This window comes from Paenibacillus pabuli, assembly GCF_039831995.1.
Lineage (GTDB): Bacteria > Bacillota > Bacilli > Paenibacillales > Paenibacillaceae > Paenibacillus > Paenibacillus pabuli_C.
Genome location: NZ_JBDOIO010000004.1, coordinates 1319926 through 1343582, shown reverse-complemented (window position 1 = coordinate 1343582; position 23657 = coordinate 1319926). Strand labels below are relative to the sequence as shown.

The following is a 23657-nucleotide window of genomic DNA, read 5'->3' as shown; positions in this document are numbered from 1 at the left end:
TGGTACTAAGACTTGGCTTAACCTTATTATAATCCCTTTTGCCCAAAAAAGGAAAGGACCTTTCTCATAAGTCTGTCCAGACTTACATTCCAATCGCCATTCCGTCTACGGCCAGCATGGCTTCACCCATAATTTCGGACAATGAAGGATGTGGATGGATCGTCTGGCCCACTTCCCATGGGGTCGCGTCCAGCATTTGTGCCAGCGAAGCCTCTGCAATCAGTTCCGTCACATGGGTACCAATCATATGTACACCCAATATATCATTCGTCTTGGCATCGGCGATTACCTTCACAAAACCGTCCCGGTTTCCATGAACCAACGATTTGCCAATCGCCTGAAACGGAAACTTGCCGGTCTTGACATCGAAGCCTTGCTCTTTCGCTTCACGCTCCGTGAAACCTATGCTTGCTGCTTCAGGACGAGTGTATACACACCGCGGAATGCGATGGGATTCGATCGCATGAACGGTTTCGCCTGCCAGGTGATTCACGGCCAGAATACCTTCATGACTCGCAGCGTGTGCAAGCTGTAATCCCCCAATACAATCCCCAATCGCATAAATATGTCCTTCACCGGTCTGCAGATGTTGGTTTACCGCGATGAATCCACGGTCCAGCTTGATATCCGTGTTTTCGAGTCCAATATTTTCGACATTAGCCTGACGGCCGACCGATATCAACATTTTGTCCGCGCTGAGCGTCTCCTGCTCATCGTTACTGATCTGAACATCAATTCGAACGCCTTCTTGACTAGCTTCATATGTCTCTGGCATGATTTTAGCCTTCGTCAGGAAGCGTACTCCACGCTTGCCAAGCAACCGCTGCATCTCCCTTGCCACGTCTTCGTCTTCCGCGGGTAATACATGATCGGCAGCCTCGACAACCGTTATGTCAACGCCGAAGTCATTCAGCATGGATGCCCATTCCAACCCAATGACGCCACCACCCACGATGATGAGCGATGTTGGCAATTCATCCATCCTCAGAGCTTCGTCGCTGCTCATGATGTATCGGCCATCCGGCTCCAGCCCCGGAAGTACACGCGGCCGTGACCCGGTAGCAATGATGAGATTGGTTGGCACAACCGTGTCCATCTCTCCATCTTCGAACTCCACAGCTACCGCTCCGCTTTGAGGTGAGAAAATGGATGGTCCGATTACACGACCTTTGGCGTATACGACCTGAATCTTATTTTTTTTCATCAGATATTGAACACCTTGATGCAGCTGCTCCACAATGGCATCCTTGCGTGCCTGTACCTTGGGAAATACAAGCGTTGCTCCAGCTGTTTCGATTCCGTATGATTCGCTCTCCTGAATCTCTGCATACACTTCGGCGCTTCTCAGCAGCGCCTTGCTAGGAATACATCCGCGATGCAAACAGGTACCTCCAAGCTTGTCCTTCTCGATAATGACAACCTGTTTACCCAGCTGGGCAGCACGAATCGCGGCAACGTAACCTCCGGTCCCTCCTCCGAGAATGGCAACATCACATGTAATTGGCATCTTTTATGTTCTCCTCTATCGATATGATTTCGTTATGAATGAAACGATGATGACTAGGATGATATCTCTATTGCATAACATTTCTATATTCCATTGTACTCCCCTTGGGCAGTCAACTCAAAGTTTGTCCCATGACACATGGACAGCGCGCAGAAACCAAGCTATGATGGAATCAGGCATGACCTGTAAGCGCAACCTTTATTTTACGTCGACATTTGGCAGAAGGGGTTAAATGGTGATGAATACTAGACTGGTCTTTGCACGGTTTTTGGCGATTTTGGTACTGGTTATTCCCGGACTGATGGCCATGAAAGGCTTTTTGATGATGAAAGACGCCCTTTTCCTATACTACGCTGAGCACGGGAATGATCAGATCTCACCAGGTTTTCAGTGGCTTTCCTTTGGAGGCGGGCTTCTCCTGTTTGCTGCAGGCATGAGCTTTCTGGGAGGCTGGATTTTATTCCGTGACCGGAAACGCAATTATGTGGGTCCCCGTTTCCGTTCCAAAAACATAACCGAACAGGCAGAGACACCCGGCAAGCCTTCATGAGTCCGGGCTTTTTTGCTGTTCCGCCTAGCTTTATCATTCAAGCAGGATCAGGTATAATGCTTATTTATTCACATTCCCATGGATATCTCTGCATCATTCGGAACGTGACTCGAAGAAATCATACGAAACATTGACATCAAAAAAAGACAGGATGATTTAACATGGTATCGTTTCTCATGACGCTTCAAAGATTGCTCAAGGGCATTTTCCACGCGTTCAAGGACCCCAAGTTTCTCGCGCTCTTCACCTTAACCATGGCCACGCTTCTCTCAGGAACACTGTTCTATACCCGAGTTGAAGGCCTTCACTGGATCGATGCGCTCTACTTCTGTGCGGTAACCCTGACCACAGTGGGTCATCCTGATTTTGTGCCTACCACCGGATTCAGCAAAGCATTTACCGTGATCTACATGTATGCTGGCATTGGTCTTACCTTTGCCATGATTGCCAGAATTACAGCAGGTATTCTATTTCCCCGCAAAATGCAGACAGAAGAGAACCCGGAGTAATCTCCGGGTTATTCGTATAATGCGTCCCTCAGCTTCGTTGACATACGGGACTCTTTGGAAGAAGATTTCAGAATGGTTCTGCGCAGGGTTAGATTGCTGGTCTGCAGCCGCTCTACTTCAGCAAACAGATCGGCAATCAGAGCCTCAACGCCTTCATCAAGAACTGCTTGTTCCTTTAAACGCTCATATCGCTGCTGCAATTCATTTATCGCTTCATTCACTTGTAAACACCTCTTTTCAAATACTACAGCTTCACAACTGCCGTTACCAACAGTGTAATAATCCATATAGTAACACAAAGCAGCTTGGATTAGTTCTAGCTCTGACCGGAGATTTTGTGGTACTCTGTAATGGTCGCTTTTTTTGTTGAATCCGTATGTGAGAGGAGTAGCAGCACCGTGCAAACAGGACGTATTACTGTAATTACTGGACCCATGTTCAGTGAAAAATCCGGTGAGCTCATTCGCCGTTGTCAGAAATTGATTCAATTTGGCCGTAAAAAGGTCGTTGCTTACAAACCAGCCGAAGATGATCGGTTTGCCCAGGACGAGATTGTCAGCCGAATCGGCTATCGTCTTCCTGCCCATTCCATTCCCCGGCAGTTGACTCCGGAATCCGTGGACATGATTCTTACTCAAACCAAAGATGCTGATGTGGTTGCCTTTGATGAAGTTCAATTTTTCAGCAGTGCCATTATGGATCTGGCCTCCGAGCTTGCCTATTGCGGTAAACACGTGATTGTGGATGGTCTAAATATGGACTACCGAGGCAAGGAATTCGGATATATCGGCGGTCTACTCGCTATGGCAGATGACATTGAGAAACTCTCCGCATTCTGTGCGGTTTGCGGAAGCCCTGATGCGGCCTTCACTCAACGTATTGTAAATGGAGAACCCGTTACCCTGGGCCCGGTTGTCATGATTGGCGATTCAGAAGCCTATGAACCACGCTGCCGCTGCTGTTTCATTCCTCCTCACAAAGTAGAATGCTAGTTCAGCACTTATTATACATTTGGCAGGTCCTTCGAAGCAGAACTCTGAGCCAGACCTGCCTATTCTTAAAAAGCCCTGAAGGGCTTTTTTGCGTAACAACTTCGATTTGCACGGCTTGGTACAATTTTATTACAAAAAAGCACCGCTTCTCAGCGATGCTCTAATTCGTAGCCTCCCCACTAGTCACGGGAAACAAAATATTTGTTGGTCATGTAGTAAGCGTCGCCGCGGGACGTTTCTACCATTCCTTTTTTGGCATCCAGAAATACAATCTCTTTACACTTCGTACAATACCATTTGGTCCGCTTATATGGAGACTCCGTTACATATGCCGTACCGCACTTGCAATCAATTTTCATCAATAGCTCGGTTGATTTATATGCACTGGACAAGCGTTCCAGATTATCCTGCTGTTGTGTGGGCATTATGGTCTGTTGATAATCGGATAAATGATTTTGAACTTTGAAATCTGCCACGAGGGCTGCATTCAATCCAAAGAACTCTTTCCCAATCTCGGTCACGAAGCGCTTCTCATTTCTGTAGCAATCCAGCCACTCAACAATCTGCTTATTAGACAGTGGAACCGTACCCTTGATACCGCTGTTTAAGGTGTAGGTCATGATGTATAAAGTATCGTCTTGTCTACCTGAGTACATTAGAATCCTCCTTCGAATACATTTGCTAATGTACTACAAAAATGCTCATAAATCAAAGCAATGTTATTTCCTGAGCACGATTCTTTCTATTAAATGGGGAACATTCCACGTTCATCCGCCAATAGCTTACAGGAACTGCATACACCTGCAACATTTCCCTGAGGAGCTGCATAATGAACGACCGATTTTACTTTTTTCTTGCAAATGGAGCAGTGGTGCCTCCTTTCTTTTTTGGGGGTGTAGTCCGATAGCTTCACTACGTTTTGTTTGCGTCTAAATCCGCGTAAGAAGCGCAGCCATTTCATCTCACTTTCACTCTTTCTCCAGACTAGATTGTAGCCATTCTTGGTAGTTCTCCGGTCAAATTGACTTGCCGGTATTATGTATACTCTTCCCGGTTGTGCACGTCTATCTCATAATCTATTCGACGTTTTAGAGCCTATTCCTGTCTTTAATCGGTACACATATCAAAAAAACCGACAAAAGCTATCCTCCCTACGGAGGGCCAAGGACAGCCATGTCAGTATTGATTCTTCACTTATAAAAGGTACCCAGCACTTCCAGCTCAGGTGAACGCTCAATCCGGAACGGATAGATGTATCCTTGATTGAATCTGGTAAACCTTCTGCTCCACAGATCCAGCCCGGAGGTGAATTGATAGGCCTGATATACAAATTTCGAGCAATAATTTCGTTCAATGCTTCGAAGATTGGTCTGCAATCGATAAAACTTAACTTGCTTGTAATGTTCATGCACCCACTCCGCCGCACGATGTCCAGCCTGGTTCAAACGTGAACGAAATACAATGAAGCGATCCCCTTCATAGAATCGGGTAAGATACCATTCCAGCGAATCCGCAAACACGGGTCCATACGGATGAACATGATACACTTTGCCGTCGAGGCCGATAATCCCCATGTGTCCTGCATAATAGGTTGACTCCGAACTTGGCGTATAAACAATATCTCCTGGCTTCAGCTTCATTTGACCAAGTTCTGCAACCGGAAGATCCTGCTGCAGCCGTTTGGCTGCAGATCGTTCACGCCTGCCTTCAACCAGCAATCGATGTAAAGCACCGGCAACAGCAAGATAGATCGCTGCGTATTTGATTCGTTTCTTTCCTTTGGTAACCCTGAGGACAGAGGAAATGAAACTCCGAAACAATTTAGACATACCTCACCCCGTATTCTCCACTCTGTCAGATTCATTCGTCTATTTAACATATTATAGTTTCCGCTGTGGAACTGATCAAACTGTCATGCGTTCTTAGCTGCCGCATGTTTCAGTGCCCCTTAACAGAATAACCCAAAATTCCGATATTATAATAAGTATGATAAAAAAATCATGCGACTTTCAAACCTAGGAGGAATCCCATATGCTATCCGTTTCATCATCAAACAGAAGCACTGGATCAAACCAGAGTAGCAGTAATACAGCTTCTAAAACGGACAAGATTATTCAGGATCTAATGAAACAAAAGGCAAGACTAAGCGAAGAAATGCAAACCGTAAGATCCAATGAAAAACTGGACACAAAAACGAAAATGCAGCGCATCCAAACCTTGTCCTCCAGTATTCAGGAAATCGACGCTCAAATTGCTCAAATCAAAGCAGAAGAGATTCAGGAAAAAACACGTCAAAAAGAGACTGATACACCCAAAACCTCTGAACCTCAACCTGAAGACACCGTCTCCCTTGGTTCTATAATCAAAAATAGCAATACATACGATCAATTGGGAAAACTGGTTGGATCCCGTGAGAAAATGCAAGGTTCTATCAATACCCTTGAAGGGGGCGTTCGATTTGATCGCACCTTATTAGACAGCAATCCTCATGGAGATAGCGGAAAGTCCGCAATGCTCGAAAATGCAGAGCATACCGTTTTTCAAATGAAGCGTGAAATGGTTCAGGAAGTTAAATCCCACATTAGAAGTACGGATATGAAAATAGGGGAATTACTCAAAGATATAAACGATACGGCTCCACGCAATGAACAGACTGCCGAGAAAACTTCTACCGAGGATGTGAAAGCGGAAAAAGACAATAAAGACCGTAAACCTGCGGATAACAACGAGGTTAAGGACAACGACAATCAATCTATTTTACCAGCAATTTTAAACCAGAATACATCGATTGACCTTTTAGTTTAATCATTTTAGAACACACAAACAAATAAAACCACAACCTTAATACCTAATATTCAATCAAGGTACACAAGGTTATGGTTTTTTATTTATTTTACTATTCTACAACACCCAGAGCTTTGTTTTTCTCTTTGAATCGGCTGTTATGAGAAGATACATAGGCCACTTTTTCCGCCTCAGGATCCATGTATAGTTTGGCGCTGTTAACTGCTAGGGCAGCATCCGTAAATGTTCCTGCAATCAGATATAGCTTGCTGCCATAATCCACAAAGTCGCCTGCTGCGAACACGCCCGGAATATTGGTTTGCAGCTTCTCTGTTGTGGTTACATGCCACTCTCCAAGATCCAATCCCCAGTCGCGGATCGGTCCAAAGTCACTCTTCATGCCGTGATTAACGATAATTGCATCGACTTCCAGTAGTTCACTTTCTCCTGTTTCCACATGGGATATAGTGACTTGTTCAATCACTTCGCCACTAACACTGTGCAGGGTATTCACAGCATATGGTGTACGAACATCCACAGAGGATTCTCTCATGCGAATTACATTCCGCTCCAGTCCGCCGAAGTGGTCGCGTCGATGTACAACCGTGACTTGTTCTGCCAGAGCTTCAAGCTCGTTGGCCCAGTCTACTGCTGAATCGCCTCCACCAGAGATAAGGACACGTTTGCCCCGGAAAGGTTCTAATTCCTGCACCGTGTAGTGCAGATTCGTTACCTCGTAACGGTCAGCTCCTTCAAGTTCCAGCTTCGCCATTTTATATATTCCGTAACCAATCGCCATGATGACGGTCCGAGTCCAATGTTTCTCACCTGTAGCAGAAGTCAGAATAATTGTACCGTCCGGCTGACGTTCAAAACCTTCAATCTGCTGTTCAAAGACAATCGTAGGATCAAATGTTCTCGCCTGTTCCTCCAGCTGTTTAATCAGATTTTCGCACAGAATCGGTGTTACACCACCCACGTCCCAGATCATCTTCTCTGGATAAAAGAGCATGCGACCGCCAAGTCTGTCCCTAGCTTCAATCAATTTGGTTTTCATATCCCGCATACCGCTATAAAAGGCCGAGTACATCCCGGCGGGACCTCCGCCGATAATGGTTACATCATATAGTTCCAACTGCTGATCCATATAAAAGTTACCTCCGTTAATTCGATACATAACATCGAGTATTTGATATCGATTCTCATTATCACTTAATCCCTAGTTTAATGGGAATCTTATCAAAATACAATGGATAAAAACAAAACAATTTTTATACAAAACAAAGATTATCCAAAAAGGGTTATTTTGCTTTTACTGTATCCAATAAATGTTCTACAACATAATCGAGCTGTTTATTGATGGAATATATATCCGAATAATAGAAGAAATCAAAGTCAATTTCAATTAAACGTCCTTCTTTTACCGCGGGTACGCTGCTCCATACCGGATTATCCGACAGATTGTCTGCTCCTTCATAGACAGAACGGAACACATAGTCCCCTAAATATTCGGGAAGAACTTCCATGGATACAGTTGAGCCTGCAGCTTCGGTTACCGTATCAATTTTTTGCTGAACCATATCTGGTGCTTTCATGCCCAAGTACTCATAAATCACCTGAGAACCTCGGCCATATTGCTTGCTTTCTGCAACGGACATCTCTTTCAGACCACCTTCGACGATGGAAACCGTTTTGTCCAGTATGCCTGCATCAGCAAGTTTTTGCTTGCCAATTTCAACTTTACTGTTCAGCTCTGTAATTAACTTCTCCGCTTCCTGCTCTTTGCCGAAAATATCTGCGATATTCCGAAGTCTTTCTTCAGTGGTCATTTTTTCGTATGGAATGTAAACAGTTGGTGCAATATCTTTTAATAGCGTATACGTTGCTTCCGAAGGAACAATAATCAGATCAGGGTCCAGATCAATGACAGCTTCCGCATTTGGTTCAAACCAGCTTCCCAGTGAATTAACACCTTCAAGTTCATTCTTGTAAGCTGCTCCATCAAATACTTCCGAGGTGCCGATCGGTTTAACACCGAGAGCAACAACATCTCCCTGAAGATAGAGCACAACAACTCGTTTAGGATTTGCCGGGACAACGACATCTCCTTTTACAGTAGAAATTGTGCGCGTTTCATTGTCTTGGTTCGATTGGCTGCCTGCTTCCGAGGATGAAGATCCCGTAGTACTGCTGGTATTAGAACTGGTACCCGTGCCTTCGCTGGCAGCTGGCGTTGTTCCTGATCCTGCACCACATGCGGCTAGCAGCATGGTCAGACTTAACAAAGCAATAAATATCATGTTGGAGCTGACTTTTCTTTTTTTCATTGATGTAGACCCTCCGTCTATATATTGATAATGATTCTCATAATCAATATATCTCCGCTTCGATCTCCCGCCAATGGACAATTCAGAGACTTGTAATGGACGATCCTCTGCCCATCCCTGCCCTCGTATCTCTCTCTGGTAATGAATCGGGGACAGACCCGTATGTTTTTTGAATATGCGACTGAAGTAGTAGACATCTGAATAACCGACTTCCGCTGCAATCTCACTTAAGGTTGCATCAGATTGAATGCGTAATTTTCGGGCCTCGGCCAGTCTGATTTGAATTAAATAGTCAATCGGGCTGGAACCTGTCTTTTGTTTGAATTGCATGGATAAATGACGGGAGCTGAAATTGAACTGTTCCGCAAGAATATCCAAGGTCATGTGCTCCCTATAATGAGCATGTATGTAACGAAGTACCTGCTTCACAGGGTCTGGACGAGCGGTACGAATTTCTTGCTCTGCCATTTGAAACATAAGTTCATGGACAAATTGATAAAATAGGCTTTTCACTTGAAGCTGACCCATAAGGTTTGCTTGAATCCAAGCCTTCTCCATCTCACTTAAATAACGCAGCAATACAAGCGGCCTGTCCGGTATAAACGTATATTGAAGAGCAAACGGTGCAAGTGAAGTTTGTTCCAATCGCCATATGTTTCGGGGTTTCGGGAAGGCAAGAAATGCTCGGTAAAATAGCAGTACATATTCGAATTCATCTCTAGCTTCAATATCAAGTCTTGACCCCTTACTTCCATGCTGCATATGAAACCCCTTTGCCTCATGCTTTTGTCCATCCATTTCAACGAAAGCGGTCCCCCGCAATACATAAATAAAGCTGTTGGCCGGTAGATAATAGGCTTGAATTCGTTCACCTGCCTCCAGAACAACCCGGCGTACGTCCAAAATTTTGACTGCAGCCTGATTCCAAAGTTGTATCTGTTCTTTTGATTGCATCACATTCTCCCCAATCTTGCCTTTCGAGTGCAACTTCTAACTGATTCCCCCCATTATAAATGATAATAATTTTCATTATCAATATAAATATTGTTCAAATATGCTTAAACTGCATCCTCATTTCCACAAATAATGCTGCCAGAAATGGATTTACATACTTTCTTAATTCGGGTAGCTTCACTTACAATCTGATCTATACTTTCGTACCTCTGTCTGACATTAGTCACAACAGCTATGGAGACCGAGACCAGTGGAATTGGTCGATGAAGTCCGGAACGGCCTTCTCCCAACACATATTGGTTATCCAAATCCTCCTGATTGTAAAACGTTCTCTTGATCTTCTCAAATCCAGCGATGACCTCTTCACTTACCTGCCTGAAGCCATGATGGTTTAGAATGGCAATATAATCATCACCACCAATATGACCAAGAAAGGCTTCTGGAAAAACAAAATACTGACGTAAAAGATTTGCCGTTGCCTGAATAAGCTGATCGCCCATTTTGAACCCATAGCTATCGTTATAGGATTTAAAATAATCCAAATCGATATATAGGACGCTGAACTGTTCCAGTTGGAGGGCCTGAAAAAGGCGATCATCGATGATTCGGTTTCCTGGAAGTCCTGTTAACGGATTCATGAAAATGGCCATTTCGGCTCGAACGTCTGCCACCGCAAGAAGTAAACGTCGAATACTTACAGCTCCGACCAAGCGGTTTTCTGAGGTAATTAGCACTAGATCATATAATTCCTCTTCGGCACGATTCATCGCTTGAACACTTACATCGGTAATCAATTCCGAATAATCCACAACCAGTGCACGAACATTTACCACGAGTTCAACCGGCCGACCCATATACAAATTATAGCCATATTGGGTACCAATTTGCTGAAAGAAACGCGCCCGCATCATTAGCGACACCGTCTCTTCTCCGACAACAGCCAAACCTTCCAGATTGGGATTTGATTTAAAAATATGATAGACGATATCGCACTTTGTTCCAGCTGTCACGACAGGAATGCTCTCTGCTATTTCACCTATTTGCGTAAAAATATCAATCTCCCCCTATCTTCATGGTCAACCTATGTTAAGCAATGTTTCTCCGTTTTTAAACGATCTTAGAAACAGGCATTAGAGGACATCTTAGTTCAACATTAGGTCTTCCAATTGCATATCCCTGACCATATTTGATACCTGCACTTTGGAGAAAATGTATTTCTTCTTCACGCTCGATTCCTTCAGCTATGATGTGTGTGGCGGAGTCCGCTGCATACTGTTTCAGAATACGTACAATGTGCTGCTGATCCGCCTGCGTATCTACATGATTGATTAGCGCCCTGTCCAATTTGATAAAATCAGGTTTTAAACTGACAATGGCCTTAAGACTACTGTATCCAGAGCCCGCATCATCAATGGCAATTCTAAAACCTTGGGATCGGTAGTTGGAGAGTATGCGTTCAAACTCCACATAATCGTGAACAGCCTGCTTTTCGGTTAACTCAAAAACAACTTGTTCAGGTGATAGACCATAGCTGTTCAGAAGCGTAATGGTTTCGCCATTACGATAAGTGGAGTCAGCCAGAACCTGAGGGTGGATATTCAGAAATATCACTGTATTCTTGGGATACTTTTCATTTATCAGTGAAGATTGAAAACGTTCAATTGAAAGCTCACGGCAAAACCGTTCAAAGGCAAAGACATGATCCGTGTCACCGATAAACTCGTAGAAAGATTCGGTATTGGGAAATAGCGGGGATACAGGTGGACGGTTGAGGATTTCGTAACCCAAACAATTTCCATCCTGTAAATTGATAATTGGTTGAAAGTAGGTTGTAAGCATTTTATGACGTATGATTTGTTGTAATCCAGAGAACTGCTTGTAATGCAGAAGTGATTTTCGGAACGATTTGTGGAAATACCTAATTAAATAATACAGATTGTTTTTGTATGTATTCGGGGAAACTGTGCTTTTCATTCAAAATTCCATCCTTTATACCTATAATTGAGCTTTGTCAGTGGTCACATCGTACCATTTTCCCACTAAAAAAGCGTTAACTGTAGGTAAAATATGAAAAGATATCTTTCGAACAATCTATGCACAACAGAATTTTGTTAAATCTGGTTTTGTAATCTTATTCTTATAAAGAAACAAAAAATAATGCCGCAATCATTAGGTCGTTAACTGACCATAAATTGCGGCATTGAGTAATGCTATCGCTCTCATAATTACCTAATTACTCCCGATCCTTTCAAGACACCTTATGCTCAATTCTCAGCTTGTCGGCAACCATCGCGATAAACTCGGAGTTCGTCGGCTTCGACTTGCTGATGTTGATTGTATAGCCAAACAGGTGGCTGATGCTGTCGATGTTTCCGCGTGTCCATGCCACTTCAATCGCATGGCGGATAGCCCGTTCAACGCGGGACGGCGTTGTTTTGAATTTCTCGGCAATGGCAGGGTAGAGCGTTTTGGTGATGGCACCCAAAATTTCGATATTGTTATACACCATGGTGATCGCTTCGCGCAAATACTGATATCCTTTAATATGCGCAGGAACGCCGATTTCATGTATGATGGACGTGATGCTGGCATCCAGATTTTTGTGTTTGCCCATAGGCACCACATTGGATTTGTTCATAAACATAGATGAACCACTGCTTGTGCTTGAAGAAATAGTCGTCTGGGAGCCCACAAGCTGACGAACCCGATTAGCGAGCACTTCCATGTCAAACGGTTTGAGGATGTAATAAGAAGCTCCGAGTTGCACAGCACGCTGTGTGATGTTCTCTTGACCGAATGCCGTAAGCATGATCACTTTCGGTTGTGGATTCAGGTTCAGGTTGCGCAGGCGCTCCAACACACCCAGCCCGTCCAGATGAGGCATAATAATATCCAGAATCAATACATCCGGCACATCCCGGCTTTGCTCCAACAATTGCAGCACTTCTTCGCCGTTGTAGGCAATTCCGGTAACTTCCATATCTTCCTGCTCGGATATATATTCGGCAAGCAAATTCGTAAATTCACGATTATCATCAGCCAGCAATACCTCAATTTTTTGCAAAACGGTATCCTCCTTTAGTTTAACCACTGTTTCGTACATTTCCTTACAGGTTAAATTTTCGACACAGGCGAGGAAATTCCTTCTGTCGAAAATTATTTTTCTTTATTTTTTTTTCGCATTGCTATATAATAAATAATTTATTTCATTATGTGATAATTATCTTTTCCATTCGACAAAAAAACCTTAAGGCGGTTTAACCAGCCTTAAGATTTTTTGCTTTTTCCTTTTTGATCATAACGCCGGCATCCTGTAACATCCACTCAATAAAACACCCGTAACCTGATTTAGGGTCATTGACAAACACATGCGTTACAGCTCCGATCAGCTTGCCATTCTGAACGATTGGGCTGCCGCTCATTCCCTGAACGATCCCACCCGTTTTATCAAGCAGCTTCGGATCCGTAATGCGAAGCACAAGACCTTTTGTTGCAGGCTCCGATTGATCGGCCACATGAACAATATCAATGGAGAAACGTTCAACCTGCTGACCATCGACAACAGTCAAAATCTCTGCAGGCCCTTCCTTCACTTCATGTGAGAAAGCAACAGGAATCCCTTTGGAATATAAGCTGTGGTCGGGATTGTCAGACATTTTACCGAATATGCCAAAAGACGTATTACGCTCAATATTGCCTAAAATTTTGCTTTCTTTAAGAAAATGTGCACGCTTCTCTCCCGGATCTCCGGATTCACTTTTGGATATAGACGTGACATTCGACTGAACAATCTGTCCACTGCCTACGACAATCGATGTTTGAGTATTCATATCCGTGATGACATGTCCCAAAGCTCCATATACGCCTTGGTCTGGTGCATAGAACGTTAACGTGCCTACGCCAGCAGCAGAATCACGAATATACAATCCAAGCCTCCATGCCTGATCCTCGGCATCATAAGCTGGTGTGAGTCGTGTCTTAACTGTTTCCTTCCCACGTTTCAATACGACATCGATTCCTTTTTTGCTTTTTCCCGCTTGCTCTACAGCTTCTGCAACACCAGCAACGCCATCCAGACGTTTGCCATTCATATGGGTTATGAGATCCCCAAGTTTAATTCCTGCTGCTTCTCCTGGAGAGACTCTTTGCTCTCCTTCTGCACGGACCAAGTGATGACCTACAACCAAAATCCCAGCGGACTTCACTTTTACGCCAATGGTTTGACCCCCGGGTACAACTCGCAAATCCGGAATGACGTTCACATTCACCGTTTTGACCGGAATTTTGCCCCACAGCTTCAAGGTTAATTTCGCTTGCCCTGTCTGCTGAGGATGGAGATGCAACGGTTGCTGCTTCGTGACATGCACAGCATGCTCCTGTCCATCCAAACCAACAATGTCGGGCCGGTCTACAACGGCGCTGGACGCAGCCGGTACAGCGAGTCGCACATCTGCTTGCCTGCCTGCAAATACCTGTAATTCGTCAGGTAAAGAGGCATAACTCTGCACAGGCTGAATGGCCTGGCTGATCACACATAGAAAGAAGGCAAATAAAAGACCTAGCAATTTCTTCCTGAGGGGGGAATTCAATGGCTGTCACACTCCCTTTGCTTCTTTCGCTTGACGAAAGGTGGTCGCCAATTGCGTACCTATAAGATAACCTTGCCCCCAGGCTTTTATTACTGTCAATCATTACGCCGGCCGCTCGTTTCCTCCTTTTTTGGCTTCCGCCAAATTCAGCATTTCCTGTGCATGATGCAGCGTTTTTTCTGTAATTTCAACACCGCCGAGCATACGTGCCAATTCCTTCACCCTTCCCTCGTTTGACAGCGATTCCACCTGCGTCATTGTACGTCCGTCAACGACATGTTTTTCAATGAGGTACTGGTGATCTGCCATACAGGCAACTTGTGGCAAGTGTGTAATCGAAAATACTTGGCAGGTAGAGGATAAACGGAACAATTTCTCCGCAATAGATTGAGCCGCACGTCCGCTTACCCCAGTATCGACCTCGTCAAAAATTAGTACCGGGATTCGGTCATGACGGGCGAAAATACTCTTCATGGCAAGCATTATTCTTGACAGCTCACCACCCGAGGCAATTTTACCCAGTGGACGCAACGGTTCGCCCGGATTCGGCGAGATGAGAAACTCCGCATTATCCGCTCCCTGACGACTCAAACGGAGCCTGCGTCCGTTCCATTCAATCCCCTTCGGATCTTCTGATGGCGTTATTTGCACACGCAGCGTTGTGCGCTCCATTTGAAGATCCTTCAGCTCACTCTCCACCTGAGCGGCGAGTTCCTCGGCACACTGCTTGCGTACACGGCTCAGATCCTCTGCAGAATCCATTACCAGAACCAGCAGCTTGTCTCGCTCTGCACGCAGTTTCTCCAGGCGCTCGTCCTTGTTTTCCAGCTGGTCTGTTTCATGGCTGATCTGTTCATAATAATTCAGAATAAGTTCAACACTATCCCCGTACTTCCGTCTTAGACCAGAGATCAAGTTTAAGCGCTGCTCAACCTCCTCCAGTCTGCCGGGGTTAAACTCTATTTTTTCACGGTAATCCCTCAATTGAAATGTAGCATCCTCCAATTGATAAAATGCGGACTGCAATTGCTCCACAATAGGCTGTAGTCCTTTGCTATCGTAACCAGAGATATCTTCAATGCGAGAGAGGGCAATGCTTACTGCCTCGAGCCCACGCTGGCCACTCAGCAGATCATATGCACCGGCAACGCTGTCCATCATTTTCTCGCTATGGGATAGTTTGACCCTTTCTTCACCGAGTAATTCATCTTCTCCACTTGTTAGACCCGCTGCTGCAATTTCCTCCAGTTGAAAACGATACATATCCAGCAGCTGATATGCGCGCTGACTCGATTCCTGAAGGGCACGCAGCTCTTTTTCAGCTGTAATGAACCGGCTATACCGTTCCTGATATTCCGATTTTACCGGACCAATAACAGCTGCTCCGTAGGTATCCAATAAACCCAGATGGCTTTCAGCACGCAGCAAACTTTGGTGCTCATGCTGACCATGAATATTAATCAGTTTTTCTCCCACTTCTCGCAGCATTGTCAGATTGACCAACTGACCATTGATGCGGGATGTACTCTTACCTTGGGTATTCAATTCCCGTCTAATCACGAGGTGTTCTTCTGGTTCACATTGGATACCAAGCTTCTCCAGTGTTTCCCACACCGGGTGACCCTGTTCCATCTCGAAAAGAGCTTCCATCTCGGCCTTGTCACAACCATAACGAATCAGATCGGCCGAACTCCGCCCCCCTGCAATCAAACCGAGCGCATCAATAATGATTGATTTACCTGCACCTGTTTCCCCTGATAACACATGAAACCCCGCATGAAATACAACATCCACTTCTTCTACAACAGCCAGATTACGAATCGATAATGTAACTAGCATCGGCCAAAGCACCTCCGGATGACAAACTCAGCAATTATGTTTTGATTCGGATTTTAAGAAATGTAACCCATAATTCGATCGATAACCGTTACGCTATTATCTTCAGTACGGCAGATGATGAGAATCGTATCGTCACCACAGATCGTACCCATAACTTCTGTCCATTCAATATTATCCAGCAGTGCAGCAATGGAGTTTGCCGTTCCTGGAAGACACTTCATTACAACCAGATTGTTGGTATGGTCAATATGAAGAAAGTTATCCACTAATGCCCGTTTCAACTTCTGAATCGGATTATACCGCTGGTCAGTTGGCAGTGAGTACTTATATCGCCCATCATCCATCGGTATTTTGATCAGCAGCAATTCTTTAATATCACGGGATACCGTGGCCTGTGTCACCTGAAAACCGGCTTGACGCAGCGCTTCAACCAGATCATCCTGGGTTTCTATTTCATTTTGACTAATAATTTCACGTATTTTAATGTGTCGTTGTCCTTTCATACATGCCTCCAGTTTAAATAGTTGCCATTTTGATTCCCTAGCTCAGATCATCACCATCATATACATCTTCCTCATAATCCATCAATCGGATGAGCTTCACGCTGGACTCTTCCGTATCCACGTACAATAAACCTTCACACCCTGGATACAACAATAAATAGTACAAAAAACGGTCCCGTATGGCTGGACCTGTGAAATCCACCGGCTGTCTGCGCCTTGACGCCTTTACCAAATATCTGACCTCATCACGCTCAGCAACATAATCAACGAACAACCGACTATAAAAAACAGATTCATTGACCTCAAAGGCAAGCGGTATCTTCATTTTGCCTCCGATGACTTCATACCCCTCTGCTTCAAGCAGATCAACAACCGGGGAATGCTGTATTTCGGAATTCAGCTGCATGCCTGACAAACTTACCGGTACCGGTCGATTCAGCCAATTACGCAAACCGTAAAAGAGCCATATGATTAAAATGACAGCAAGTACACCAATAACGATTGTGTCGGATTGCCCATTCATCATCGTTCACCTCGAAGACTTATTCGAGGTCCGGCAGTCGATCTCCTGTTATTAGGATCACCTTTCCAGCGAAAAGAAACCCATCCTATGATGAGTTTCCCGTAAAAGTATGAGCAGCTTCCATAGCAACTTGATGGGCAAGTGCATCGAGTGAAGCCAGATCCTTCTCTTGTTGTGATGCATCCGGTTCTTCCAGACGCCAATGAGCGAGAAATTCGATATTGCCTTCTCCCCCCGTAATGGGAGAGAAGGTTAAGCCTCGAAGATTTAAACCAAGTTCACTCGCAAAGTGAAGCATGGTTTCCAACACTTCCTTGTGTACTTTTGGGTCCCGAACAACACCAGACTTACCTACCTTCTCGCGTCCTGCCTCGAATTGAGGCTTGATCAAAGCTACAATATCTGCCGGGTGCTTCAGAAGAGCAAGCAAGGGAGGCAGTATAATGCGCAGCGATATGAAGGATACATCGATGCTGGCAAAGTTCGGCTCAGGTCCAATTAAATCCTCAGGAGTGACATAACGGAAATTGGTTCTTTCCATAACGGTAACCCGGTCATCATTGCGTAATGACCAGTCCAACTGGTTATATCCTACATCAATGGCATATACATGAGATGCACCATGTTGTAATGCACAATCCGTGAACCCACCCGTTGACGAACCAATATCAAGCATGACCAAACCGTTCATATTAAGACCGAAGTGTTTAATCGCTTTTTCAAGCTTCAATCCACCCCGGCCCACATAAGGATGAACCGAGCCTTTAACCTTTAGTTCAGCTTCCCGTGGTATTTTCATGCCTGCCTTTTCAATTCGTTCATTGTTGGCATACACCAGTCCAGCCATGATCGCCGCTTTTGCCTTCTCACGACTTTCATAATAACCCTGCTCGACCAGCAGAACATCAATTCGTTCTTTCGGGAGTGACATGTCTTTCTCCTATCATATAGTTAATTCATTTATTTAGATGAGGCATTCCTGTTAATTAAGAAGGAAAACGGGTTCTGGACATGCCGTAAGAGGATTGAGCTGCCAAACTGCGCAACTGCACACATACATTTTCCACGGTAAGCCCCACCTCAGCCCGCTGCTCATTAATGCTGCCATGTTCAATGAAGCGATCCGGAATGCCCATAAGATGAACATGTACATCATGCAGACCTTGCTCTGCATAAAATTCAAGTACTGCGCTGCCCATACTGCCAGCTTGTGAAGCTTCTTCAAGCACAATCAGTTTCGTGCCACGAATCGCAAGATCACGGAGCATTTGTTCATCCAGCGGCTTGAGGAAACGAGCATTGATAACCCCAGCTGTAATACCTTCCTTTTTCACGGTTTCTGCTGCTTCTTCAGCAACTTGAACCATGGAACCCGAAGCGATGATCGCATAGCCTTCAGATGGTCGCAGCTGTTCCCAAGTACCAATTGGAATCGGTACGAGCTGCTCATCCATCGGAACACCTACCACATTGTTTCGCGGGTACCGGTAAGCGATAGGGCCTTCATTATAATCAAGTGCCGTTTTCATCATATGACGCAGTTCATTCTCATCCTTCGGCATCATAAGTACGATGTTAGGGATATGTCTCATAAACGCCACATCATACACACCTTGGTGTGTCTCACCATCAGGTCCTACAAATCCCGCACGGTCAATGGCAAAGATCACATTGGCGTTATGGCGGCAAATATCATGCACGATCTGGTCATAAGCACGCTGCATAAACGTCGAATATACAGCAAAGATCGGCTTCAGGCCTTCCATGGCAAGTGCTGCACACATGGTTGCTGCATGCTGCTCTGCAATCCCTACGTCAATCATGCGGTCCGGGAATTCTTTGCTGAATGGAATAAGCCCCGATCCTGTCGGCATAGCAGGCGTTACAGCAACAATACGTTGATCTTTCTTCGCGAGTTCAACCAGTGTCTGCCCAAATATTTCGGTATACATCGGTTTGCCTACTGCCTTGAGCACCTGACCGGATTCTATTTTATACGGGGAGATACCATGCCATTTGTGTGAGTCTGCCTCAGCTGGCTGATATCCTTTGCCCTTGGTTGTCAGAACATGAACGAGAACCGGTCCTTCAACGTTATCCGCCTGTTTGAACGTCTCAATTAATTTGGGAATATCATGTCCATCGATGGGTCCCAAATAAGTGAAGCCGAGCTCTTCAAACAAAACACCCGGAACCATCATATATTTGACGCTATCCTTGATCCAGCTCGCGGATTTGGCCAAACGGTCTCCAATGGCAGGAATCTTTTTGAGCATTCCTTCCACATCATCCTTGGCTTTTAAATAATGGCGATCGGAGCGGATTTTGCTCAGATATTTATGCATCGCCCCAACATTGGGTGCAATGGACATTTCATTATCATTCAGAATGACCATCAGTTTTTTCTGCTCATGACCAATGTGATTGAGTGCCTCAAAGGCCATACCACCTGTGAGAGCTCCATCGCCAATCATGGCGATGACCTGATTATCTTCACCCTTCAGATCACGTGCAAGTGCCATACCCATGGCTGCAGATAGTGATGTACTGCTGTGTCCAGCCTCCCATACATCATGCTCGCTCTCATTACGTTTGACGAAACCGCACAATCCATTGTGCTGACGCAACGTATCAAAACGGTCCATGCGTCCAGTAAGAATTTTATGCACATACGCTTGATGCCCTACATCGTAAATCATTTTGTCTACCGGACTGTTATAGCAGTAGTGCAGGGCTACCGTGAGCTCAACCACGCCTAAATTCGGTGCCAGATGCCCCCCCGTTACGGACAATTTCTCAATCAGAAATTGCCGAATCTCTGCGGACAATAAAACAAGATCATCCGGAGACATCGATTTTAGATCACTGGGTTGTTTAATTTGTGGAAGCAGCACGAGAATCTCCCCGCTTTCCTAGATTGTTTGATTAATTGGGTAACGCTTTTAATTTTATTAATTCACATTAAATCATTATAACATAAAAGAACAGGAATCATAATTTGCGCCTTCTTACTCCAAATTGCGAGCATTTTCGCCAGCAAGGGAAATGAATTGACCCTTCATTATGTATCCGTTATGTCAAAAGAAATGACCTTGCAAAAAGCACATTAATATTATTACACCGATCTGAATCTTACGAAACAGCCGCTCAAGAGTTTCATTATCATTACCTTTATCCTAATGGTCTCTGCGCATTAAATAATCAGCAATCTCCATCAAGCGTGAAGAATCTGACAACTCTGCTCTGCCGAGGGCTTCTTTTGCAGATTTGGTCAGGGACTTCACCTGTTCTTGGGAAGCTTCCATACCTATGAAGAATGGATAAGTGACCTTTTGCTGATGCACATCACTTTGGGTTTTCTTGCCCATTTTTTGCTCATCCCCGGTAAGATCCAGGATATCGTCCTGAATCTGAAAAGCAAGGCCAAGATCACGTCCGAATACACGCAGAGCATCAAGCTGCCCTTCTGTCGCACCACCGATACGGGCACCAGCCAGCAATGAAAATACGATCAGGTCACCGGTTTTATGCAGATGGATGTATTGCAGCTGTTCCAGATCGGTTAACCCTTGCTCCCCTTCCATATCGGCCACTTGTCCGCCAACCATGCCGCGGGCACCAGCCAGTTCGGAAAGATCCTCCACAATGGAAAGCAAAGCTTCCGCCGGCACACCGTTCTTGCGGCCTGCTTGCACCACACAATAAAAGGCATGAGTCAACAAAGCATCCCCTGCAAGAATAGCGGTTGCTTCCCCATAAACCTTGTGATTCGTTAATTTTCCCCGACGATAGTCATCATTATCCATTGCAGGCAGGTCATCGTGGATAAGAGAATAGGTGTGTACCATTTCCACGGCGCAGGCTACCGGAAGCGCAGCTTCACGCTGTGCTCCGAGGGCTTCCGCCGCAGCGACGACCAGAAGAGGGCGAAGGCGCTTGCCTCCGGCCATTAGTGAATACTGCATCGCATCACGCAGGGACTGAGGCACATCCCAGTGCACTGGGAGAATCTCTTTTAATGCTTCCGTAACCTGATCTGTTGTCTGTTGAAGATACTGTTCAAAGGAAAGACGACTACTCATTGCCTTCACCGTTCTCAACTTCCGAAGCTCCGAACGGCTTCTTGCGAAGTTCCCCATCTTCTTCTACGATCATTTCAATCTTGCGTTCCACTTGTTCCAACTTGAGCCCGCATAACTGTGAAAGTTGCATGCCTCGCTGGAACAGATCAATGGCCTGTTCTAAGGGTACGTCCCCGTGTTCTAGCTGAGCTACGATATCTTCAAGTGCCGCCATTGCCTCTTCAAAATTCAGTTCCGGTTCATTCGCCATGGATGTTGTCATCCTCCTTCATTCCCCAAACCTGACAGTCCAGCTGTCCGTCTGTTAATTTAATCTTGATTGAATCCCCAGGCTGCACTTCCTTCAAGGATTTGATCAGTCTTTGCTCCTGCTCGTCATACACCAAACTATATCCACGAGACATGACTTTAAGCGGGCTCAGAGCATCGAGATGGCGCACGGAAGATTTCCATTGCTGCTGCTTCGATCTGACGATAGACCTCATCGCAAGTTCAAGCTGACGCCGTGCTGCGGCATTTTCTCGTTGAGCCGTATTTACCTGTTCGCGTGGATTGAACCGCTGCAGAGCAGCACGAAGACGCTCCTGTTTCTCTGCGGTCCATTTCATTCGTGTATCCACAGTCCTCAAAAGCCGCTGATGCAGCATGTCCAAACGCTCTGTGTGCTGCATCAATGTCCGCCTTGGATGAACGAGTACCGGCGAACGCTGTAATCTTGCAAGTCGTTCCCGGTTATGTACAGCACGTTGACGCAGACTGTGCTGGAGCTGACGCTGTCTTAGCGCGATCTGGTCAAGCAGCTCTGCACGGTTTGGCACAGCCAGTTCAGCAGCCGCTGTAGGCGTCGCAGCCCGCAGGTCTGCAGCAAAGTCTGCAATGGTAAAATCGGTTTCGTGTCCGACTGCAGAGATGACAGGGATATTTGAATCAACGATGGCTCTTGCGACCATCTCTTCATTGAAAGCCCACAGCTCTTCCAGTGATCCCCCGCCTCGGCCTACAATCAGCACGTCAGCTTCTCCAAGGAGGTTCAGGTTGCGAATGGCTTTTACGATCGAAGGTGCAGCGCCCTTACCCTGAACTAACACAGGATACAGAAGTACTTTGGCAGAAGGGTATCTGCGCTGCAATGTAATCATGATATCCCGTACAGCAGCTCCTGTAGGAGATGTAACTACACCGATCGTTTTAGGATACCTTGGAATAGCCCGCTTCCTGGACGAAGAGAATAACCCCTCATCCTCAAGCTTCTTTTTCAGTTGCTCATAGGCCAGATAAAGGCTTCCGATACCGTCAGGCTGCATCTGTGTGGCGTAAAATTGATATTGACCGTCCCGCTCATAAACCGATACATTACCACGAGCAATAACCCTTGCACCCTCCTTTGGCACAAAGGGCAATCGCTGATTATGGGACGCAAACATAATAGCCTTGATCCGGCTGTCCTTATCCTTCAATGTAAAATACATATGGCCGCTGGAGTGATGTGTGAAGTTGGATATCTCTCCACGCAGCCAGACGTCCGACAGGACCTGATCGGATTCCAATTTCATTCGGATATACCGATTCAGGTCTTTGATGGAGTAGATCTGCCGCTCTGCCACAGATGTACCTAGACCAATCCGTGAGCGCGTTTGGCAGCGATCAGTGTATTTTGCATCAGCATGGTGATCGTCATGGGACCAACGCCACCCGGAACTGGTGTAATGGGACCGGAAACTTCCTTCACACTCTCAAAATCCACATCTCCAGCCAATTTGCCATTGTCCAAACGGTTCATCCCAACATCGATGACCACCGCACCCGGTTTCACATAATCGGCATCCACGAAGTTTGCACGACCGATCGCCACAACCAATATGTCCGCTTGGCGTGCAATTTCTTTCATGTTTGCCGTACGTGAATGACACATTGTTACAGTTGCATTCTCACGTTGAAGCAGCAAAGATACCGGTTTGCCGACAATATTGCTGCGTCCGATGACGACAGCATGCTTACCCGACATTTCCAGACCTGTCCGCTTGATCAATTCAATCACTCCAGCAGGAGTACATGGCAGCAAGCTGTCATCACCGATCACCAGATTACCCACATTGACCGGATGGAAACCGTCCACATCTTTCTCGACGGCAATTGCATCAATAACAGCTTTTTCCTCTATATGCTTCGGTAATGGAAGCTGAACGAGAATACCGTTGATCGATTTCTGATTGTTCAGCTTGTCCACCAGAGCCAGCAAGTCCTCTTGGGACGTACCGGCATCCAGACGATGTACTTCGGAGTAAAAACCGAGATCGTGGCAAGCTTTTTCCTTATTCCGCACATATACTTGGGATGCCGGATCTTCCCCGACGAGCACAACAGCCAGACCAGGCACTACCCCCTGTTCGCTAAGCTGCTTTACTTCTTCAGTTATGCCTGCGCGGATCTCCTGGGACACTTCTTTACCGTTAATAATAGATGCTGTCATTGTACTCTCTCTCCCTTATGTGAACATT

The 23657-nt window shown here is 45.6% G+C and carries 23 protein-coding genes; 4 read left to right on the top strand and 19 right to left on the bottom strand.

Annotated features, from left to right (window positions below):
• Positions 1-82 precede the first annotated feature (82 nt).
• Positions 83-1507: a dihydrolipoyl dehydrogenase gene (gene lpdA / locus ABGV42_RS25660; protein ID WP_347384259.1), complete on the bottom strand. Its 1425-nt coding sequence runs from the start codon at positions 1505-1507 to the stop codon at positions 83-85.
• 232 nt (positions 1508-1739) lie between these two features.
• Here lpdA and ABGV42_RS25655 point away from each other — a divergent pair, with 232 nt between their 5' ends.
• Positions 1740-2057, top strand: coding sequence for a DUF2627 domain-containing protein (locus ABGV42_RS25655; protein ID WP_347384258.1), 318 nt, complete (start codon positions 1740-1742; stop codon positions 2055-2057).
• Between the two features lie 161 nt (positions 2058-2218).
• Positions 2219-2566, top strand: a complete 348-nt coding sequence (locus ABGV42_RS25650; RefSeq protein ID WP_347384257.1) for a potassium channel family protein — start codon at positions 2219-2221, stop codon at positions 2564-2566.
• Between the two features lie 8 nt (positions 2567-2574).
• Here ABGV42_RS25650 and ABGV42_RS25645 read toward each other — a convergent pair whose 3' ends face one another.
• Positions 2575-2787, bottom strand: a complete 213-nt coding sequence (locus tag ABGV42_RS25645; RefSeq protein ID WP_347384256.1) for a hypothetical protein — start codon at positions 2785-2787, stop codon at positions 2575-2577.
• A gap of 177 nt (positions 2788-2964) precedes the next feature.
• Here ABGV42_RS25645 and ABGV42_RS25640 point away from each other — a divergent pair, with 177 nt between their 5' ends.
• Positions 2965-3558: a thymidine kinase gene (locus ABGV42_RS25640; RefSeq protein ID WP_347384255.1), complete on the top strand. Its 594-nt coding sequence runs from the start codon at positions 2965-2967 to the stop codon at positions 3556-3558.
• A 179-nt stretch (positions 3559-3737) separates the two neighbouring features.
• Here the strand turns inward: ABGV42_RS25640 and ABGV42_RS25635 are convergent, their stop codons facing one another.
• Both ABGV42_RS25635 and ABGV42_RS25630 read right to left on the bottom strand, forming a co-directional pair.
• Positions 3738-4214, bottom strand: coding sequence for a hypothetical protein (locus ABGV42_RS25635; protein WP_347384254.1), 477 nt, complete (start codon positions 4212-4214; stop codon positions 3738-3740).
• Between the two features lie 534 nt (positions 4215-4748).
• Positions 4749-5387, bottom strand: coding sequence for a hypothetical protein (locus ABGV42_RS25630; protein ID WP_347384253.1), 639 nt, complete (start codon positions 5385-5387; stop codon positions 4749-4751).
• A 202-nt stretch (positions 5388-5589) separates the two neighbouring features.
• On the opposite strand from ABGV42_RS25630, the gene ABGV42_RS25625 reads away from it, so the two are divergent.
• Positions 5590-6363 (top strand): FlxA-like family protein, encoded by a 774-nt coding sequence (locus ABGV42_RS25625; RefSeq protein ID WP_347384252.1) that lies wholly within the window; start codon positions 5590-5592, stop codon positions 6361-6363.
• Positions 6364-6454: 91 nt separating this feature from the next.
• Here ABGV42_RS25625 and ABGV42_RS25620 read toward each other — a convergent pair whose 3' ends face one another.
• From ABGV42_RS25620 to folD, 15 genes are all read right to left on the bottom strand, one after another.
• On the bottom strand, positions 6455-7489 hold the full coding sequence (locus ABGV42_RS25620; RefSeq protein ID WP_347384251.1) for an NAD(P)/FAD-dependent oxidoreductase: 1035 nt from the start codon (positions 7487-7489) through the stop codon (positions 6455-6457).
• Between the two features lie 154 nt (positions 7490-7643).
• The gene (locus tag ABGV42_RS25615; protein WP_347384250.1) at positions 7644-9623 is read right to left on the bottom strand and encodes a helix-turn-helix domain-containing protein; all 1980 of its coding nucleotides are present in this window, start codon (positions 9621-9623) and stop codon (positions 7644-7646) included.
• Between the two features lie 104 nt (positions 9624-9727).
• The gene (locus ABGV42_RS25610) at positions 9728-10633 is read right to left on the bottom strand and encodes a GGDEF domain-containing protein (RefSeq protein ID WP_347384249.1); all 906 of its coding nucleotides are present in this window, start codon (positions 10631-10633) and stop codon (positions 9728-9730) included.
• Between the two features lie 97 nt (positions 10634-10730).
• Positions 10731-11597: an EAL domain-containing protein gene (locus ABGV42_RS25605; RefSeq protein ID WP_347384248.1), complete on the bottom strand. Its 867-nt coding sequence runs from the start codon at positions 11595-11597 to the stop codon at positions 10731-10733.
• 274 nt (positions 11598-11871) lie between these two features.
• The gene (gene spo0A, locus ABGV42_RS25600; protein ID WP_347384247.1) at positions 11872-12687 is read right to left on the bottom strand and encodes a sporulation transcription factor Spo0A; all 816 of its coding nucleotides are present in this window, start codon (positions 12685-12687) and stop codon (positions 11872-11874) included.
• 193 nt (positions 12688-12880) lie between these two features.
• Complete coding sequence (gene spoIVB, locus ABGV42_RS25595) at positions 12881-14212, bottom strand: SpoIVB peptidase (protein WP_347384246.1); 1332 nt, start codon at positions 14210-14212, stop codon at positions 12881-12883.
• Between the two features lie 102 nt (positions 14213-14314).
• Entirely contained in the window at positions 14315-16051 is a 1737-nt protein-coding gene (recN, locus tag ABGV42_RS25590) for a DNA repair protein RecN (RefSeq protein WP_347384245.1), read from the bottom strand.
• Between the two features lie 53 nt (positions 16052-16104).
• On the bottom strand, positions 16105-16554 hold the full coding sequence (gene ahrC / locus ABGV42_RS25585) for a transcriptional regulator AhrC/ArgR (protein WP_095290448.1): 450 nt from the start codon (positions 16552-16554) through the stop codon (positions 16105-16107).
• 37 nt (positions 16555-16591) lie between these two features.
• Positions 16592-17080 carry a hypothetical protein gene (locus ABGV42_RS25580; protein ID WP_347384244.1) on the bottom strand — a complete coding sequence of 163 codons (489 nt, stop codon included), beginning with the start codon at positions 17078-17080 and terminating at the stop codon, positions 16592-16594.
• An 82-nt stretch (positions 17081-17162) separates the two neighbouring features.
• Positions 17163-18008 carry a TlyA family RNA methyltransferase gene (locus ABGV42_RS25575; RefSeq protein WP_347384243.1) on the bottom strand — a complete coding sequence of 282 codons (846 nt, stop codon included), beginning with the start codon at positions 18006-18008 and terminating at the stop codon, positions 17163-17165.
• 55 nt (positions 18009-18063) lie between these two features.
• On the bottom strand, positions 18064-19971 hold the full coding sequence (dxs, locus tag ABGV42_RS25570; protein ID WP_347384242.1) for a 1-deoxy-D-xylulose-5-phosphate synthase: 1908 nt from the start codon (positions 19969-19971) through the stop codon (positions 18064-18066).
• Positions 19972-20253: 282 nt separating this feature from the next.
• On the bottom strand, positions 20254-21159 hold the full coding sequence (locus tag ABGV42_RS25565; RefSeq protein WP_431523695.1) for a polyprenyl synthetase family protein: 906 nt from the start codon (positions 21157-21159) through the stop codon (positions 20254-20256).
• Positions 21152-21409, bottom strand: coding sequence for an exodeoxyribonuclease VII small subunit (gene xseB, locus ABGV42_RS25560; RefSeq protein WP_347384240.1), 258 nt, complete (start codon positions 21407-21409; stop codon positions 21152-21154). Before xseB ends, ABGV42_RS25565 begins: the two co-directional genes overlap by 8 nt.
• Positions 21399-22763, bottom strand: a complete 1365-nt coding sequence (gene xseA, locus ABGV42_RS25555) for an exodeoxyribonuclease VII large subunit (RefSeq protein ID WP_347384239.1) — start codon at positions 22761-22763, stop codon at positions 21399-21401. Before xseA ends, xseB begins: the two co-directional genes overlap by 11 nt.
• A gap of 8 nt (positions 22764-22771) precedes the next feature.
• Entirely contained in the window at positions 22772-23629 is an 858-nt protein-coding gene (gene folD / locus ABGV42_RS25550; RefSeq protein WP_347384238.1) for a bifunctional methylenetetrahydrofolate dehydrogenase/methenyltetrahydrofolate cyclohydrolase FolD, read from the bottom strand.
• Between the last annotated feature and the right edge of the window lie 28 nt (positions 23630-23657).